The organism is Chloroflexota bacterium, assembly GCA_026710945.1.
In the GTDB taxonomy this organism is placed as follows: Bacteria; Chloroflexota; UBA11872; order VXOZ01; family VXOZ01; genus VXOZ01.
Window position 1 is genome coordinate 37981 of sequence record JAPOQA010000020.1, and the last position, 18505, is coordinate 56485.

The following is an 18505-nucleotide window of genomic DNA, read 5'->3' on the forward strand; positions in this document are numbered from 1 at the left end:
ATTTCGTTGACAGAATCCTTCCCCCACTTGACAGAATTGACAATTCATGTTATTCCTGTAAGTGTTGAGCAATTCGTTGACAGAAACCGCTTTCCATTCTGAGGAGTTGACGGTGCATGTCATTCCGAGCGGAGCGAGGAATCTAGGGTCCCTGCTCAACGCACTTTAACGGCTTCAGCACACTAGATTCCTCTCTTCGCTGCGCTTCGTTCGGAATGACATATGTACTAGTCATGTCTAACTCTGCGAAAGGATGCTTTTGTTTTCAAATCTGTCAAAGAATTACCTGACATTTACAGGAATGACATGGGATCAAGACTCCCGGGCGAGGCCAGAATGGCAACCTGCCTACATAATCATGGCAATGACTTCGTGCAACCCCTGTCGTTGCATGCCGTCTCCTGACCGCCTACTGCGCTTGCTACGAAGTCGCCGGCCACCGCCATGCGGCTTGACGGCGCACAACGGCATCCCATGCTGCCGTGAATTCGGCCCGCCGCTCCGGGGACACGTAGGAATAGCTCGGCGTGGGCATGCCGGGGATCTGGACCAGCGGCGGTTCTTCCGCTTCCCATTCGTCCAGCCGAGTCGCCAGCGCCTGTAGCACTGACTTGTGCGCCGGATCGTCAGCCAAATTGTGCATCTCCAACGGGTCATTTGCCATGTCAAAGAGTTCCCACCGCGTGCAGAAGTCTGCACCGTAATCGATCAGCTTGTATTCAGGCGTGCGCAGCATGCGCTGGGTACCCAGCATGTACGCTTCCTGCCGCGTGTACGGCACACCAAGCATCCAGGAGAAGGCTTCATCCGGCCAACCGGCGCTATTGCCGGCGCACAACGGCGCGAGACTCTTGCCCTGTACGCCCTGCGGGACCGGCAAGCCGCAGAGATCGAGCACCGTCGGCACAATGTCCACGTGACCCGTTACCTCATCCACCACACGGCCCGGAGTCAGTGACGGGAACACCGACTCAGGCGCCTGCACAATCAAAGGTACGTGGGTGGCGCCTTCGTACATCACCTGCTTATACATGCGGCCGTGGTCGCCCATCATGTCGCCGTGATCGGAGAGGAAGAGGATGATCGTATTGTCCTTCAGGCCGCGCCTCTCGAGTTCTGCTAAGACGATGCCGATGTCGTGGTCGACGTGTGTGGTGGCCGCGTAGTAGATTGCCGTTATCTCGCGCAGCATCGCCGGATCGTCGATCAGGTGAGCGACTTCTTGCGTGCCGCGGGCATTCCGGCGCAGTCCGCTGATCTCGGGTGGGATGTCAGGCAACGCAATGGAATCCCGAGCATACATCGAGTAATACGGTTCCGGCTCGACGAAAGGTGAGTGGGGATCGTGATAGCTGGAGAAGAGGAACCACGGCTTGCCGGACTGCTCCAGCAGGTCGAGAGCCTCGAGAGTCTGTCTGGTAATCCAGCTCGTATCATTATCTTCCGGCGGATCGGCGAACAACCCCACGCCACCGCCATGGGGATCGCCCGGCCACCGGCAGGTGCCTTCTGCAATCCTGTCGCGCTTCCACGCGCCGTGCTTGTCTTTCATATAAGCCTCGTAGCCCCGTTCCGGCGTAGGCCCTTCGGCGCGAAACGTGCGGAAGTCATCAAAGCCAAACGAGTCTTCCTTGGGATCGAAGTGCAGCTTGCCGGCGATGGCCGTCGCATAGCCGTAGTGCTGCATGATGGAAGGCAGAAAGACCTCACCGTCCCGCGTGGGCAGACCGTTCCAATTGCCCTCGTGGACGGGGACATGGCGGCCGTTGAAAACAGAATATCGCGCCGGTGTGCAGATCGGCGCCGCGCTGTAAAAGTTCGCGAAGCGCACGCCCCGTTCAGCCAATGCATCGAGCACCGGCGTCCGGCAGACGGGATGCCCCGCGCAACTAAGCAGGTCCCACCGCATCTGGTCTGTCATGAGTATGAGCACGTTCGGCGGCTGCTCGCCTCCGCCATGCTCGCCTTGCCCGTTGCCGGTTTGCTCATTCACATTGAGACTCCTTAGAGCTTGTATGTGATCTACTCAGGAGAGTGCTTGCAAAGTCCAAGCAGAATCGTTGGCGCCGATCCTGCCTGTCCTGAGCCTGCTGCCGTTCGTGCTGAGCCTGTCGAAGTATGTACGGCAGCGCGCTCGTATACTGCCGTTCCCGCAATGCCGCAATATACACTCTTCGACAAAGCCTGTGCTGAGCCTGTCGAAGTACTCAGAGCCTGCCCCGTACTGGTTTCGGGGTCGAACGTTGTTCGAGCAGACACCACCATTGTAGATAGGCTCTTAGCGGATTGCATGCCTACCTAATTGCTGCACTACTGCGTATTGGACGAAGCCTGCGGCCAGCGCCGCGCCGCCGACCGGCGCATGTTGGCCTCCCAAGCCGCGTACATTGCCGCGCGGCGTTCCGCAGGAAGATACGCATAGCTCGGCGTCGGCATGCCGGGCACTCTCACTGGTGAGGGCGTTTCGGCCTGCCACGCATCCAGCCGCGCCGCCAGCGCACTCAGAACGTAACGGTACGCAGGGTCGTCGGCGAGATTGCGGGACTCTGCAGGGTCGTCGGCCATGTTGAAGAGCTCCCACTGCGTCTGGAAGTCCGCGCCGTAGTCGATCAATTTGTACTCAGGCGTGCGTAACATGCGTTTCTTGCCGACCATATACGCTTCCTGGCGCACGAACGGCGCGGCCCGTACCGCCGCGAACGCCTCATTGGGCCAACCGGCGGTCTCGCCCGCGCACAGCGGCACGAGGCTCTTGCCCTGCACACCCTGTGGGACGGGGAGGCCGCAGAGTTCAAGTACGGTCGGCAGAATGTCCACCTGGCCGGTGATTTCGTCAACCACGCGACCCGGGGTCACTGCCGGATGGATGGACTCCGGGACCTGCAGAACGAGCGGCACGTGCGCCGCGCCTTCATACATCACCTGTTTATTCATGCGGCCCCGATCGCCCATCATGTCGCCATGGTCAGAGAGAAAGAGCACGATGGTGTTGTCCGCGAGGCCGCGTTCATCGAGCGCAGCCAAGAGTACACCGATATCGTGGTCCACGTGCGTCGTGGAGGCGTAGTAGATGGCCGTGATCGCTTGCACCACCTCGGGATCGTCGATCACGTGGGCGCGTTCCTGGGTGCCGCGGGCGTCCCGCCGCAGCTTGCCTATTTCGGGCGGAATTTCACGCAGCGGGATGGATTCCCGAGCGTACATAGAAAAGTACGGTTCCGGCTCGACGAAGGGCGAGTGCGGATCATGGTAGCTGGCAAAGAGAAACCACGGTTTGCCACTCTGTTCAAGCCCATCAAGGGCCTCCAGGGACTGAGCCGTAATCCAGTTTGTATCGTAATCTTCCGGCGGATCAGCGAAGCGCCCCACGCCCTTGCCCCCCGAACCTTCCTCGATCCTATCGCGGGTGTACTCACCGTACTTTCGCGTCATATGGGCGTTGTAGCCGCGTTCCGGTGTCGGACCCTCGGCACGGAACGAACGAAAGTCGTCAAAGCCGAATGAGTCCTCCCTGGGCGCGAAGTGCAGCTTGCCGGCGATGGCCGTCGCGTAGCCGTAGTGCTTCAGGATAGACGGAAGGAATACTTCGCCATCCTGCGTAGGCCAGCCGTTGCTCCAGCCCTCATGGACGTGCACGTGCCGTCCACTGAAGATCGAGTAGCGGGCGGGGGTACACGTCGGGGCCGCGGTGTAGAAATTCGCGAAGCGCACGCCCCGTGCCGCCATAGCGTCGAGCACCGGCGTCCGGCATATTGGATGGCCCGCGCAACTGAGCACGTCCCAGCGCATTTGGTCCGCCATGATGAACAGCACGTTTGGTTGCTTGCGGTTGGAGTTGCCGCTTTTGCCGTCGGCGCTAAGTTTGTTCAAAGATTACCTCGCTCGCTTTAGCGCAGAACGCGTGCGCTTTTGTGAAGTCGTGCCGGTTCACTGGTTAGAGCTTGCTCTTTGTAGCGCGGGGGCTTGTCCCCAATGTATCGCATTAAACTGTGATGCATGCCGCTGTCCCTCCAGATCTTGAGAGATGGATGAGCGTGCGCATAGCCGTTCGCCTTGAGCCTGTCGAAAGGTGAACGGCGGGTTGGTTGTGGCGCACTGCACTACCCGTTCATACTTCGACAGGCTCAGCACGAACGGGTAGTACAGTGCTCATCGGTTCTAAGCGACAGCACTGGGACTTGCCCCCCGCCACGTCCTTACCGGTTCACGTAATAAGATTCTCTTGCCCTAGCCCAAAGAACTCATTGGCATTGTCGTGGAGCAGCCGGGCGCCGACGATTCTGGCTTGGTCTACTGAATAGAGCCCTTCCTCCACTTTTTCGCTCAGCACCCGCGTTATATTTTCCCGCGCCATCACGCTGTGGCCGTACGCCAGCTCGACAGGTCCATAGTCGCCGCCAAAGCCGAATATCTTGTTGTGGGGTATCGTTTCCAGCCATTCGTGCAAGGTGGCCCGCGCCACGTACGGGCTGATGATGTGCACCCAACAGAGATCGACGTAGACGTTTTGGAAATTTTTGCCGAGCGTAGCCAGCTCGCTTTGGTACGGGTAGCCCGCGTGGAAGATGTCAAAGCGCGCCTGTGGATACTGGATGAAAAGGTTCACCAGGTGCGTCGGGTTACTGTTCGTGATGATGTTGCCGTTGCCGGCGTGGAGGCCGGTATGGATCTGCATGGGAATGCCATGGTCGATGCAAAGCCGCACCACCTGGTGCAGCATGTAGTCCTGCAGCGGCTTGCACTCCGTGAACGTCAAGCCGTCTTGGGTCATGCCATCGCCCTGTGGCCTGGTGCCGGCTGCTACCTGCGCGAAGATCTCCTCAGCGGCAGAACGGGGCACGTTGTCGTACTGCAAGATGCGCCGGTAGGCCAGCCCGCTCTTGACCGTCACCATGCCCTCTGCTTTGGCTTTAACGAAGGCAACGCCCAGGGCAGACACGAGATCGTCCAGATCGTAAATGCTGCGTTCGGTCTGGCGTTCCAGTTCCGCAATGCCGCTGCGGCTGCTCACACTAATGAAGGAATCAAAGCGCATGGCCGGGGCAAACAGGGTCTTGTCCACCTGCGTCGACTGTACGTCGGGGATTGCCAGCGGGATGTTCCCGCGCTCTTGCAGGATGTGCCGGTACCACGCCTCATGCCGCTGCGAGGCCGTCAACTGTTCGTTGACGCTGCGGTAGCCATCCAGCGACGGCTCAGCCGACATGAGGTCGTCCACCCCAAAGAGATCGCGGCAGGCAATGTGCAAGGCTTTCGCGTAGCCGGTGGTCTTGGCAAACTGCCAGTAACGCAGGAAAATGTCCCAGCGGTCGGCGGGGTCGCGGCTTTGGTCGTACATCCGCGCCTGCTCAGCCGGGGTCATGCCGGCGGAAACCAAGTCGCTACCCACGTAGTGGTGCATTTCGGTAGAGAGGAGATCGAGCGAACGCTGCCGCCGGTCTGCCTCGGAGAACGTATGCTCGTGGGTATCGATGACCGGCTGAGCCGCGATGAATTGTTCGATATCCGGTACTGAAGCAATCGCCATGGGCCAGTCTCCTTGCGACTAAGTTCTGCCTTTGTACTCTACTTCTTCACCGTTAGACGTTCAAGCGGAAGTAACAGATTGTTGTTGACTCCTGACCTGCCAGCAAGACACGTGGGTGTTTGCAGCACCAGTTGTTATACTTTCACGATCATCCGTCATTACCAAGAAAATAGGCGATCATACCGTTCGCCCCCGTATCGTGCGATACGCTGTATCGTGCGATACGCTGTATCGAGTACGGGGCAGGCTCTGAGTACTTCGACAGGCTCAGTACAGGCTTGTCGCAGTATGAACGGAGAGATCGGAGTCGCTTTTCATACTCTTGTGTGGCCTTAGCAAGGCCATGGTGATTACCGCTTTCGCGGAAACCCATCTTTGTCTGCCGTCGAGCTTAACGGCTGGAATTCGAAATAACCGTGTCGATTGTGCCGGACTTTAATGTACGGAGATCAGTCTTGGTGTAATCTCATTATGGATAACGCTGCAGGTCTTTGCGCAGCATTACTTAGAGCCTTCCGGGCAAAAACTGGAGCAATCGATCGTGCTGATATGGTCGGAACCGCCTGATTGGGACACCTGTGCCAGGGACGCTGGCATCGCCATTGACGAGGCGGGCGGGATGCGCCTCGCTACGAGCCATCTCATCACCCACGAGCCCGGGTCGTTCTCTACCCAGCACGGCGAGGAACTCTTTCGCAATGTCCAAGCCCAAGTCTCTTTCGCACTGGGCGAGACAATTCCACAAGGGGCCGATTGCTATTTCTTCGCCCGTGAAGAGCAGCACAATCGCTGGCCGCTCAAGGTGACGGTCAACGGTCACGGACAGACTCTTGGTCCCGGCACGCCGCTGGCCGGTGAATTTGCCTGGTATCACCTGCGGCTACCGCGGCAACACCTGCGGCCCGGGCAGAATACCGTCCGCTTTGCCTGCGACAGCCCCGCTGCCAACGCTTGGATACTCTCCGTAGACACCAGCGTCCCCAACCAGCACAGCCGCAAGAGCACGGACGAAGGAATAACCTGGAACACTACGGGTCTCGGCTTGGAAGGCGCATTGTCCGGCGAGTACGTGGTGCGACTGCGGGTGTGGGAGCATCCGGCGCAGGGGGCGATCACGAGTTCCATACTAAACGTGGAAACGCTGTTTCCGTCCGCACCGCTCGTCCTTCACTGGCACGCCGACACGCCGGCTGGAACGAGAGTCGCCTTGCGCTACCGCAGCGGAACGCTGCAAGACGTAGAGAATTCAGCTTGGCGCGACGTGGTGCATGCCGCCGCGAGTGCAAATGAGCAGATGGATTCCCCTCCCGAATCAGATGCGGGGCAGACATCGCGCAAGAATGAAGAATTCGGGCAAGCAGAGTTTCCGAATCCCGTCGGCCCATGTGTGCAATGGCAAGCAGAGCTACATTCCAACGACGGGAGCGAATCGCCGGTCCTGCGGGGCATGGCGCTTCTTCCCAAAGACGCCAGTTCTGACGAGACAAAACCCGTGGGCGAGCTGTCTTGTGCTGAGAGCAAAACTATATCTTCTTACACTTTCACCCACCAAGATCCGGCGGAACCGAAGTTAGGAGTCCTCCGCAATCAGGAGAGACTTGATGAGATCATCGCCGGAGCGGGGACGCAGTGGGAGCAGATGCTGGCGCTGCGGGCTTGGGTAGCGGTGCAGTGGGTGCACCGGGCGCCGCATGAGTTCCGGCGCTGCTGTCCCTGGGATGCCCTGACGATATTGGATTGGATGCGCGCCGACCGCGGTCACGGCCAGCCCCAACCCGATGCCTACTGCACACACTACGCGGTGGTTTTGGCCCAGTGCGCTCTGGCACTGGGCTGGCGAGCGCGGCTCTGGGTCATGTCCGCCGAGCCGACGCTCCACGACAACGGGCATTTTGTAGCCGAAATCCGGAGCGGCGACTACAACAAGTGGGTGATGCTGGATGCCGATACCGATTCGCATGTCGAGCGCGGCGGCGTCCCGCTTAGCGTGCTGGAAATACATGATGCCTGGCGGGTGGGCGCTCTCGATCAGTTGGACGTCGTTGCCGGTGTGAACGCCGACAAGGTCAAGATTGGCCCCGGCTGGATCGAAGAGATGCTGCCGCTGGGCCTCTACCGCTTCTGCGGACTCGTGCTGCGCAACAATCACCTCTCAACTCTCATTCCGGGGCCGGTGGAGCACGGCTGGACCACGTACAAGTGGGATGGCTTTCTCTGGTGGCGTGACGGGACGGAACCGGAACTGCCGTTCTTCTCGCTGTCCTCCAACCGGCGGGCAGACTTCTCTGGGGAGCCGGAAGGGTAGCGGTAATTCCGCGCCGCGCCTGCTCCGCAGTAGTTTCGGCAGTGGCGTCCAGACATCAGGCTAATTGGGTACGCGCGCGTGAACTTGCCGGCGGGGGACGCAGGTTGCAAACCTGCGCTACCGGAGGAGACCTTTGCATAACCCCACTTTCAAGCAGGGGCACTCCCTCTCCTGGGGGAGAGCGTTGGGGTGAGGGGGTCTTTTTGCTACGATGGCCCTTTACGCTAGGCAGTGTCAAGACGTATCAGGGCAGATTTGGTGTGCATATGGAGAGATTTCAGGAGATCCACCCTCACCCCCGTATCGAGTACGGGGCGGGCTCTAGCCCTCTCCCGTCGAGGGAGAGGGAACTATTTCGCTACCGCTTGAGTTGCGCAAAGGTCTCCGGCGGGAGACGCAGGTTGCAAACCTGCGCTACCGGAGGGAGAGCCTGTACCCGTCAGATTCCTCAACAACGTTGGCAGGTGGCATTAGCTCGAAGAACGACATGAGAAGGTCTCTGCTGCCTTGGTTTACGCCTCGTGCCACAAGGGGGCAATCTTGGCCTGGTACTCTTCTTCAATGAGTGCCGCGTAATCCGGCCAGACATCCATGAGCGCGTCGAGCCGAGCGTCGTTCATGTCGTCGTGGGGCGTAATCGCGTCAAAGAGGTTTGCGACGATTTGCACCGCAGCAGCGTCCAGCACGCTACCGAGCTTCTCAACAATAGGACCATCACCCGCGCCGTCGTCATCCAGCAGAGCTTTGAAGAACTGCGTGCTCAGCGCCTCGATCTCCTCACCCAAGTGCATGCGCAACCATTCACCGTCGAAGAGGTCGGGAGAGGCGTGGCGGAAGAAGACGGCTATGCCAAAACGGCCGCGAATGCCGGCGAGCGCCTGCAGCGCATACCGCAACCGCTGCTCACGTGCCGCCTGAGCGGGATTTTGTAGGGGCAACTGCTTACAATACTTGGCAACCATATCGCGCAACTCGTAGACCACTTCCAAGAGTTCATCGGCCATGGCGGCGCACTCGTCGCCGGTCATCTCTACACGGTACTCGGCGTCGACTATTGCATTCAGCCTATCAAGCAGCGGTCGGGAACCAATTACCTCAGGGAGAACCGGCAATGCCGCCGGTTTGGTTGGGACCCACGCATCACGCAGCAGGCTGCACGCCAGCTTGGCAGCCGGCAAGAACCAGTGCGAGAGCGCGCCGTAAACCGGGTAGTAGGGCAGGTACTCCGGCAGCAGGTTGATGGGCGGATCGAACTGCTCTTCACGCGGGACCAGATAGATCTTGTACTTGCCACACGCTTCATGTTGCTGCGCGTGTGTAAGTTGCGGATTTTGCGCTGCCAGCACGTCATCTAGCTCATTCGCCGCGCCACCGATCCGCTGCCAGTCGCGCACCTCGCCCATCAAGGGCAGGAGTTGCTGTGCCTCTGCCGGCGAGCAAATGAATCCCGGGGGATGCTCAAGAATGCGGGCGTATTGGGGTGCTTCTTCCAGTAGCTCCACGTACGATTCGCCACCGGCACGACTGAGCGCCAGCCAGGACTCGGCATCGGGCGCAGCCGCAACGGTTCGGAGATCATGATCGCTGAATCCTGGAGTGAGCGTGCCTAGGTGATGCTTGCAGTAGACAGCGGCGGCGAGACCCGGCGCGTGCTCTGCAATGTAGCGGCCAAGCTCCGTGCCGATGTATCGGTAATCGTCGAGCGTTAACTTCATGCGGTAGAGACCTCATCGCATCACGGGTACATCGCGTGGTTCGCATTATTGGATTGTCATTCCCGCGCACGCGGGAATCCATCTTTGTCTTGTTTCCAGTGCCGAACCCCTACTCGATACCGTTCTCGCTCTTGTTCGCGGCGCCCCGGGACTCCGGATTCCGCCGGAGTGACAGAAAACGAGAGCCCTGCGCCAATCCCATCACTGGAAATGGGCCGACATGAGCCGCGAATCAGCAGCAGCCGTATGCTGCATACCCTAGACTCAAGACGCCGCCGCGGGGGTCTTTGAAAACGTGAACGCCTCAAACTCATTCTCGCAAGGATAGCCGAAGCTCACCAACAAGCTGCGTTCCCGCGCGATCATGATATAGCCCATGATGCTCTGGGCCAGCGCGTCGTGCCGGCAGATACTGGCGGGCTCGGTGTGGGTGCGGGCAATGCGCATGAGCTGCTCCAGCGAGTGGGGCAGCTCGGCCGTAAGCCGCGCGAGCACGGTGAAGCGATCGCGGCTGTTCTGGGCGGCAGCGCCGCCGTCGTTCTTGAGCACGGGCTGCATTTCGTCGGTCAAGAAGTGGTTCGTATTCCAGATGGTGTGGCCTTCCATGCGCCGCACTGCGACACGCGTGGACGACCGTTCCACTACGATGGCCGCGCCGGTCGGATCGGTGAGCATGAGGTTGATTCCGTGGTTCATGATGGGCGTGCGCGCCACCAAATCGGCGGCCGATTCTATGCTATCGGCATACTGCAAGAGATAGCGCAGGAACGTATTCGCGGGAATGCCGTGCTCCCAGTCGCTGTCGTTATTAGGAATGCTGCTGCCGCCGTAGGTGAGGCCCGCCTCGTTCACGCCCGCGTTCAGCCACGTGGTGCCGGCGTAGTTCACGCCAACTGAAGCAAGACCCTTGTCCGGGTGAGTCTCCTGAAGAACATGAAACTGCTTCATGTCGGCGTCCACGTCGTTGGACTTGAAATGGATGGTGCCCTGGGGTGTATCGGCCAACGCCACGTTCGTGCACTCCACGCGGGAGCGCCCGATCTCCTGGCAGGCGTTATAGGCGAGGAGATCGTCGTAGTTCACGTTAGCGGCGTCAGCAATGGCGTGAAGTTCCTCTAAGGACTCAGGGAACACTCTGTCCAGGTTGCGCTCCACCTGCCGCAGCACCCGCCTGCCATGGGCATTGTTCCAGCCGCGGTCGAGCGCGAACCGCTTCACCGCCACGGGAAGGATGTCCGCAAACGCCGCGCCATGCTGAAGTCCCATCTCGTGGGGCGTGCCTGACTGAACCACTTGCCGCATGGGAATATCCTCCTGTCTGCAATAGTCCTGTGTCGCCTACAACACGTAGCTTTCGCCAATCGCCGGAGCCGATCCGGCTAATTGCGTATCCCTTCCACCGCCGCGTACACGCTGCCGATAGTACCGCCGATAACCTCGTAACCCTCTTCCGCGGCAATCGTGTTGATTTCATCCACGATGGCATCGAGCGCCAACCGTTTTTCGCTGGTGGTGTCTTCGTAGAAGTGCGTATTGTGGGTGAAAGGCATGATGATCTTGGGCAATCTGTCGTCATACTCTGCCATGTCGGCCCAGGCTTGGCGAATGGTCTGCCGGTGGGTGTCGCCATCGCCGCCCTCGATGCGGAGTTCCATGGGCAGATGCGGCGCGCGCCGCCGTACCTGGTCGCACGTGAGCGGTATCTCGTAGAAGTCGAGGTCGCCGGGAAAGAGGCGGTTGGCCTTGTGGGCGTAATGCGCATAGGGCACGGCGCCCTGCCACACGGCTTTGGCTACGTCGTACTGGCGACCCGGCGAAGACACACTGCCGTGGGTGAATCCTGTGGCGACAAGCGCGGGGTACGTATTGTCGTTGGCGGAGAAGTTGCCGCCTCGAAACGTTGTCGGCCGCTTGCCGATGGCGTCCGCCCACTGGTCGGCTACCGTATCGAACATAGTCACTTGCTCTTCGAAGGTGTGACCGCCGAGATAGTCCGTGTACCCGAGGCCGGTATCCTGCGGATGGATGTGAAGGCCGAGTTCGAAGCCGCGCTTTTCCAAGTCCCAGTAAAGCGCGGGCTGCGCTGCCGCCGTTTGCGCCACGATGAAAAACGTCGCGCTCAGGCCGTATTCTTCCAAGGTGTCAGCTAGCCCCGCGACCGACCGCTCGCTGACGCCCCACTCCTCCGGCCCGCCGTGGAGGGAGTCGTCCATGAGCTGCTCGCAGTCCTGCGTGAAGATAACATAGAGCGGCTTACCGGCCATGAATCTCGATCCTTTGCGTACTGCTGCGACCGACTACTCTCTCTTCTCAGATACCGTTGTCAGGCAAAATTCTGGTGGTTCTGTGTCCCTCACCTAAATTAGGTGTGCACAAGGACCCTTGCTACCCGCACGAGTCTGCTTCTCTTGTTCCCTCTCCTGGGGGAGAGGGCTAGAGCCTGCCCCGTACTTGATACGGGGGTGAGGGGAACTCCTATGTTCTGGAACGCTGAGACCCGAGTCCTCAGATCTTGCATCCCAGCTTCCTCTTTGCGCCCTCCATGCCGGCGGGCACAAAACCCTGCGCTACATTCCCCAGGCCGCGCCTCCAGTTCCCTCTCCTGGGGGAGAGGGTTAGGGTGAGGGGATCGCCCATAGCCTAGTTTGCTGACTTGCCAGCGCTACCCCACACCACTGCTTTGCCTCCCAATTCGACCTCTAAGCCGGCGGGGCACAAGGCCCCGCGCTACATTCCCCAGGCCGCGCCCCCGGTTCCCTCTCCTGGGGGAGAGGGTTAGGGTGAGGGGAACGCCCATATCCTAGTTTGCTGACTTGCCAGCGCTACCCCACACCCCTGCCTTGCCTCCCAATTCGACCTCTAAGCCGGCGGGGCACAAGGCCCCGCGCTACTAAGTCCGGCCCGGCGCATGGGCCACTTCCGAACTGCCCCGGCATGCCGAAAACGCTGACCGATAGCTAACAGCACTTTTCCTCCTGCGCCATGCGGTCCACATCCACCATCACGTCGGTGAGCAAGTCCACGTCAACGTCGTACCACAGGCCGAAGGTACTCTTGCCGCCCGGCCCCAGGATTTCTTCCGCAATCTCGCACACCAGGCTGCGGTTCACATTCTGCACGCCGAAATCGGCAAACGTCGAGGGCAGGTTGACCGACTGGTTGAAGCGGATCAGCTTGCGCACCTCGGCATCGCCCTGCTGCATCAGCGCCACCGCGACCAGAACGCCAAATGCCACCTCTTCGCCGTGCACCCTCTCAATGGTGGCGTGTTTCGATTTGCCGGGATGCACACCGTGTTCTCCACCTACCCCGCCGCACGCCGGGCCGGCCACACCGCCGCCGTAGACAATCGCTTCTACGACCTTATCAACTGCTTCTGTAGCCACGCCGCGCTCGCACGCGTGATACGCCGAGGCGCCGTGCTCGAGAATCGTGTCGTAGGTCCATTCGGCAATGGCGACGGCCGCGCCGGTAGGAAAGACGTTATCGAAGCCGAGAATGCGTTCAGTACCGCTGCGCAGGCGCAGCTCGCGCCCGATGCGGCCGCCCGTCCACGTGGGCAACGCATCGGCCATACCGGCTGCCAGCCAGCGGCCGCCGCCCTGGGCGATGATGCGGGTGTCGGCAATGACGGTATGCGGGCCGACGTACCACACATTGCGGTCGGCGTCGCCTTCAATGCTGGCGCTAAAAGTCGCCGTCGCGTTGGTGGAAGCGACGGTCGGCACACTGATAAGCCACGCGCCCATCTCGTGCGCAATGGCCTTCGCTGCGTCCACCACCCGTCCGCCACCGGCAGCAATGACGACGTCTGCCCCGATCTCCTTGCCCTTGGCCACAAGGGCATCCACTTCCGGGCGCTTCTTGTCGACGTGGCTGCCGTGCTCGATGTGGTACGAGATACCATGTTCGTCGAGTGCGCCGGTAACGGTATCTTTGATTGCCGCCATGGCCCGGCCGCCGCCAACGATCAGCGCATTGCTTCCCAGCGCCGCCGCATGCGCCCCAACATCGCTAACGATTCCCGGTCCTACCACAAATCGCAGCGGGTGAACGATCGCTTTCTTCATACAGACTCATTTCCTTATTCGACTACGACTCAACCGAATCCCAGGACAATTATCGCACCTGCTTTCGCATGCTAGGAGCGGCTAGACAGGAGCAGAACCTCACTCAATCCCTATCTTCCAGGCGGTAACCTCAATACTCTTCCACTTCCTCCTCACTCCACTGGTAGGACTCATCGTCTTCTACTTCATCCACTGCTGCCCAATCTTCCCATCGCTCAACGTATTCATGGGAATCTTCCGCCCCTGCTGCCAAATCCGCTTCATCCTCATCCCAATCCCGGCCGCTCTTGGGCTTCTCTTGCCAGGAGGCAAATGCTACAGCACCTGCAATCTCATCTCCATACTCGTCCCAGTCACTCTCTATTTCGTAACCAAACACATACTCGTCAGTGTCCTCTTCTTCCTGGTCGTCGTCCCATGTGCCCCAGTTACCATCCTGCACACCAGACCAAGTACTGTCGTCAATGACTTGGCTGTCCTGCGGGCGTGACTGTGATTGCTGCAAAACGACACTGTCGTTGGATGTAGAGAAGAGCCAATTGAGGAACTTGAGGAGCATCTGCCTCACTCCACATAGGCCGGGCCATTCCGCAGTAATGCCAACCCTACCAGCCGATCAACCGCATGATTGGGTGCCCTCAGCACTTAGGCAGGATCAGACATGCAGGCGTTAAACACAACCGAATACTACTGGCAGTCTGCGACTAGCGTCACCGCAAGACTCAAACCACAGACTACCTGTAATTCGTCGCTATTCAGGTGCTCTCGGTCCTATCCCACCGCCACCGGCAAGCGCATATCCGCCGCCACCGTGTTCATACTCTCCTTAATCGCCGCGGCCACGTAGCGCAGGTCCTCATCGGTCATGAGCGGATGGATGGCGGGACAGAAGAGGCGGCGTCCGGTGTCGGTAGAGACCGGCACGTCTTCCGGACTGTGCCCCATCCGCACCATATACCCGACGTAGTCCGGCAAGGAGGCGTTCATGATCCACGTGCCGACGCCGTGCTCGCCGATGAGGCGGTCCGCAAACTTGTCCCGCGGGTCGCCGGCCCAGTCTTCTTCCAGCATGAGCGTGTAGCCGTACCACACGTGGTGGTAACCCTCGGGTTCGATGGGCAGGATCAGGCCGGGAATATCCTCTATCAGTTCGACAAAATCAGCCACGCGCTGCCTTCGCGCATCATTCATTTCGTCGAGGCGCGTGACTTGAATGGAACCGGCCACCGCTTGCAGCTTCGTCATGCGGAAGTTGGTGCCCCAGCCGTCCAGCGCGCTGCCAAACGAGCGCATGCTATTCACGAATGCGGCGTAATCGTCATCGTCGGTCGTGACCATGCCGCCTTCGCCCAGGGTCGTCATGTTCTTGCTGGTCTGGAAGCTGAAGATGTTCATGGCGCCTTTCTTGCCGACCTTGGTGCCCTTGTACCCGGCGCCGACGGCGCGGGCCGCGTCGCAAAGCACAGGCGGCGGACCGTGGACGGGGTGCGGGTGCCGCTGCGCGATGTCTTCCAGGGCGTCCACGTCGGCGGAAAGACCGTTGTTGTGCACAGCCAGGATCGCGCGCGTATTCGGGGTCATGCAGCGCTCGACGTCATTCGGATCGATGTTGAATGTGGCCGGGTCGATCTCCGCCAGCACCACCTTGGCGCCAACGCCCATCACGCAAAGGGACGTGGCCTTGAACGTGATGCCAGGCACGATGACCTCGTCTTCGGGGCCGAGTTGGAGGGCGTGAATTGCCGCGTCCAAGCCGGTGCCGCAAGAGTTCACGGCCAGCGCATGCTTGACGTCGCAATACTCAGCGAATGCCTCCTCAAACTGCGCGACCTCCGGGCCGTGAAAGCCGATGCGCCAGTCCATGCTCTCCTGCAGGCTGGCGTTGATAGCGTCTACCTCTGCTTGGGTGTACCAGCCGCCGAGGGTCGGAAACGGAAACTGCCGCTTGCCGTGCTCCAGCAAGTCTCGTTCGTCTTTTGTCAATTCCATCGAATTCTCCTTGCTACCTCACATTCTCTTCGACACACATGTTCGGCTAGCTAGTGTTGACAATTCAAGAACCAGGCTGTCATTGCTGAATCTCACATGCCGCGAAGATGCCAACGTCGAGCGCTCAGACTGTCACTCCGGCGAAAGCCGGAATCCATCTTTGCCGGCCCTTTCCGTCGTTCTCGCGTAAGCGGGAATCCATCCACTCCGCCCAAGCGCACACTGCTTCAGGCCGGGGACAACCCCCGCGCTACGCACCGGATTCCTCGCTTGCGCTCGGAATGACATGACATGGCCTGTGCTGGACGTGATCCAGTATCAACACTGCCTAGCCAGCGTATCTTGTCTTGACGAGTTTATCACGTTTGCACGACTACCTGCCGCGCCTCCGCCCCGTTGCTGCTGATTGGCACCGGCACCAAGGCATAGGTCCACCCGTAAGCCTCTTGCAGCGACACGTCCACCGCCTCACCGTCCACGCTGGCACGAGGAGTCTCGCCGTTTTCGAGCGGGACCATCAACGTAAAGTTGCCGCTGGGCGAACTGCCGGAGACCCGGCACGAGAAGCTCCCATTATCCCAGGCGCTATGAGAGACCTGCGCCCGGTTGCGGGCGCGCACAAAGTCGGCCCATTCGAAAGCGCTCCAGATGGGCAGACCCAGTTCGTTTGCGTAGTCCCAGCTCTGGTTCTGGTAGGCGCTGCTATAGGTGTAAAACGAAACGGGATGCGAGAGCACCGTGAGCGGACTGAAATAGCGCTCCTTCTTCTCCAGCATCACCTGGCGCGTGCGCTTGGCTTCGCCCACCGGGTCCGACGAGAGCTTGGCTTTGACGGATGCGTCGTCGTACGCCTGAGTCAGTTGCTGGTAGACCTCGATGATCTCGCCGTTGGTATCCACGAACTTGCCGGGATGCCCGGAACCGTTGGTGTACTGCAGCCATTGGTCGTGGATGCTGAGCACGTTGGTATCCAATACCACACCTACGTCCTCGTAGATGCGCGGCAGGTCGACATAGCCCTTCCAGCCGAGGCAGTGATTGCGGTTGGCAATGACGGTCTCGCCGCCATAGTGCTCCCGGAAATAGTCGGTATCCCGCCGCACGATTTCTTCCATGACGGCATCCTGCTCTTCATTGACGTATTGCGGATCAAAGGCGTTGTGGTGGATGCCAAAGGAGTGGCCACGAGCGCGCCAGCCTTCCACTCGTTCCGGCGTCGCGATGGTGTACTTGGATGGGCCGAGCATCAGGTAAATGGTAACGTGTCCGTTGTGCGCTTCCGCCGCATTCATCAGCGCTTCGAAGGCTTCGAGCGGCGAGTAGTCGTCATCAGAGTCCAATACCACCATGCTCTTGGTCTCCGGCGTGTCGTAGTACCACAGCCGGGGCTGCGGGTGCTTAGCGATGGCATTGATGGCATTGCCGAGCAGCATGGCATGGATGTCGGCCTGCGGCAGGTGCATGCGCCGCGTATCCAGGTGATTGCTAAAGAATTCGTTGGGACGGTAGGGGTTGCCGAATCCCACGGTGCGCCAGCCATAGTGCACCGGATTGCCCTGACGAATCAACGCCACCGCTTGGGCAAGGTCGTAACCGAACGCCACCACCTGTCCTTTACCAAGCGGGAAGTGCATGACCGCGGGGTATGACGTTTCGACGTCAGCATCGACGTAAATCCTGGCGATCTCTCGTGTGCCTTCCGGCAGTTGCAGCGGCTCGTAGTTGTCCACCGGCATGTGGGTCTGGATCGACTCATGCGGCACGCCGGCGCCAATGGCATTGCCCGGCAGCGGCCGCACGTAGGCCGGATAGGCGGCGGTGTCCGTCGGCGCCAGACCAAGCCCCACAGCGAGCACGCGTGAAGGACGCAGCGCGATCAGCCGCCCGCCCGACTTCACATAGGCCACAAGCCGCTCCACGTAGGCGCGTCGCGGCAAACTGGGCGTCAGGACAACCGCATCATAGGCGTCAACCCGCGCCAGAGCATCCTGGCCGATGGGCTGCACGTCGAAGTCCGCAAATCCCTCCGCCTTTAGTACTTCAGAGGTATACGGTCCATAAGTATTGGCGCGGCTACCCGGTTGGGTGAGAATTAGCATGCTCACAGGAACATCCTTCCTAACTGCTGCATTAGCTGCTTACTACACTATTCCAATGAAGTGTGGTTACTCTGATTGCGCCTGCATGTTTGCTTCTATGTTTGCTCCGATCAAGGAACGACAAAGGTAAGCACTTCCGAAACATCCGACATTAGAATCCTACTGCGTCGCGCACGGTTATTTAGAATTCCCATCTGTCGACCTTGCTTCTGTTGAGTCCTTCGGGAAGCATAGGCGACATCAAAGAGCTTGTAATCCGCATCGCAAAAAATACGCCGGACTATCTCTGGGAACAGCAAACGTTTGCCAGTACTTATCGTGCGGTTATTCGGAACAATCACGGTGCATCGCCCACCCCTAGTTTGGGTCGCTCGAAGCTGATGAGCAATACGCACCATTGCACTTGTCCACTGTGGAGCATCCATGTTGGCAAGGTCATTCGGGAGGTTAGAATATTGACCTTTGGTCAATCCATGATAGGGGGGATCAACGATAATGTAATCAGCATGTTCCGTGGGAAAGCCCTTAAGCAAGTCGCAGGGGATGATCTGTTTGCCGTATGGCCCACGGGGCAACAGATCCGACAGCACGATATCAATCCTCAGTGAATCGTCTTCAATCCATGTACCACGGTCTTCCCAGACGCGAAGGAGCATTCCAGATCCAGCCATTGGATCAACAACTTTGTCTCCATTGTGCGCATAGTACCAGAGGCAGTTGGCATAAATGTCACCTGGTATATAGCCATGACCCTCCCATCCGTCTATTCGGGGCCATCTCAGAGTTGAAAAGCTCCAATT

The 18505-nt window shown here is 59.6% G+C and carries 12 protein-coding genes; 1 reads left to right on the plus strand and 11 read right to left on the minus strand.

Annotation, left to right across the window (positions count from 1 at the left end; all coding sequences use genetic code 11):
• Positions 1 to 421 precede the first annotated feature (421 nt).
• From OXE05_03720 to OXE05_03730, 3 genes are all read right to left on the minus strand, one after another.
• Positions 422 to 1993, minus strand: coding sequence for a sulfatase-like hydrolase/transferase (locus tag OXE05_03720; GenBank protein MCY4436423.1), 1572 nt, complete (start codon positions 1991 to 1993; stop codon positions 422 to 424).
• Positions 1994 to 2310: 317 nt separating this feature from the next.
• Positions 2311 to 3870, minus strand: coding sequence for a sulfatase-like hydrolase/transferase (locus OXE05_03725; GenBank protein MCY4436424.1), 1560 nt, complete (start codon positions 3868 to 3870; stop codon positions 2311 to 2313).
• Between the two features lie 334 nt (positions 3871 to 4204).
• Complete coding sequence (locus OXE05_03730; protein MCY4436425.1) at positions 4205 to 5527, minus strand: amidohydrolase family protein; 1323 nt, start codon at positions 5525 to 5527, stop codon at positions 4205 to 4207.
• A gap of 541 nt (positions 5528 to 6068) precedes the next feature.
• Here OXE05_03730 and OXE05_03735 point away from each other — a divergent pair.
• Positions 6069 to 7832, plus strand: coding sequence for a hypothetical protein (locus OXE05_03735; protein MCY4436426.1), 1764 nt, complete (start codon positions 6069 to 6071; stop codon positions 7830 to 7832).
• A 512-nt stretch (positions 7833 to 8344) separates the two neighbouring features.
• On the opposite strand, the gene OXE05_03740 is transcribed toward OXE05_03735, so the two are convergent.
• The 8 genes from OXE05_03740 to OXE05_03775 all read right to left on the minus strand — a co-directional run bounded on the left by OXE05_03740 (position 8345) and on the right by OXE05_03775 (position 18376).
• Entirely contained in the window at positions 8345 to 9547 is a 1203-nt protein-coding gene (locus OXE05_03740; protein ID MCY4436427.1) for a hypothetical protein, read from the minus strand.
• A gap of 264 nt (positions 9548 to 9811) precedes the next feature.
• Entirely contained in the window at positions 9812 to 10849 is a 1038-nt protein-coding gene (locus tag OXE05_03745; GenBank protein MCY4436428.1) for a C45 family autoproteolytic acyltransferase/hydrolase, read from the minus strand.
• Positions 10850 to 10926: 77 nt separating this feature from the next.
• Positions 10927 to 11811, minus strand: coding sequence for a polysaccharide deacetylase family protein (locus OXE05_03750; protein ID MCY4436429.1), 885 nt, complete (start codon positions 11809 to 11811; stop codon positions 10927 to 10929).
• Positions 11812 to 12504: 693 nt separating this feature from the next.
• Positions 12505 to 13617 carry an iron-containing alcohol dehydrogenase gene (locus OXE05_03755; GenBank protein ID MCY4436430.1) on the minus strand — a complete coding sequence of 371 codons (1113 nt, stop codon included), beginning with the start codon at positions 13615 to 13617 and terminating at the stop codon, positions 12505 to 12507.
• A 130-nt stretch (positions 13618 to 13747) separates the two neighbouring features.
• The gene (locus tag OXE05_03760) at positions 13748 to 14176 is read right to left on the minus strand and encodes a hypothetical protein (GenBank protein ID MCY4436431.1); all 429 of its coding nucleotides are present in this window, start codon (positions 14174 to 14176) and stop codon (positions 13748 to 13750) included.
• A gap of 212 nt (positions 14177 to 14388) precedes the next feature.
• Entirely contained in the window at positions 14389 to 15606 is a 1218-nt protein-coding gene (locus OXE05_03765; protein ID MCY4436432.1) for a DegT/DnrJ/EryC1/StrS family aminotransferase, read from the minus strand.
• A gap of 359 nt (positions 15607 to 15965) precedes the next feature.
• Positions 15966 to 17711, minus strand: a complete 1746-nt coding sequence (locus OXE05_03770) for a hypothetical protein (protein ID MCY4436433.1) — start codon at positions 17709 to 17711, stop codon at positions 15966 to 15968.
• A gap of 104 nt (positions 17712 to 17815) precedes the next feature.
• The gene (locus OXE05_03775; protein MCY4436434.1) at positions 17816 to 18376 is read right to left on the minus strand and encodes a hypothetical protein; all 561 of its coding nucleotides are present in this window, start codon (positions 18374 to 18376) and stop codon (positions 17816 to 17818) included.
• Positions 18377 to 18505 lie beyond the last annotated feature (129 nt).

Coding starts and splice junctions, on each gene's coding strand:
- OXE05_03730 (MCY4436425.1), bottom strand. CDS start 5,527: ATGGCGATTGCTTCAGTACCGGATATCGAACAATTCATCGCGGCTCAG.
- OXE05_03740 (MCY4436427.1), bottom strand. CDS start 9,547: ATGAAGTTAACGCTCGACGATTACCGATACATCGGCACGGAGCTTGGC.
- OXE05_03745 (MCY4436428.1), bottom strand. CDS start 10,849: ATGCGGCAAGTGGTTCAGTCAGGCACGCCCCACGAGATGGGACTTCAG.
- OXE05_03750 (MCY4436429.1), bottom strand. CDS start 11,811: ATGGCCGGTAAGCCGCTCTATGTTATCTTCACGCAGGACTGCGAGCAG.
- OXE05_03755 (MCY4436430.1), bottom strand. CDS start 13,617: ATGAAGAAAGCGATCGTTCACCCGCTGCGATTTGTGGTAGGACCGGGA.
- OXE05_03760 (MCY4436431.1), bottom strand. CDS start 14,176: ATGCTCCTCAAGTTCCTCAATTGGCTCTTCTCTACATCCAACGACAGT.
- OXE05_03765 (MCY4436432.1), bottom strand. CDS start 15,606: ATGGAATTGACAAAAGACGAACGAGACTTGCTGGAGCACGGCAAGCGG.
- OXE05_03775 (MCY4436434.1), bottom strand. CDS start 18,376: ATGGCTGGATCTGGAATGCTCCTTCGCGTCTGGGAAGACCGTGGTACA.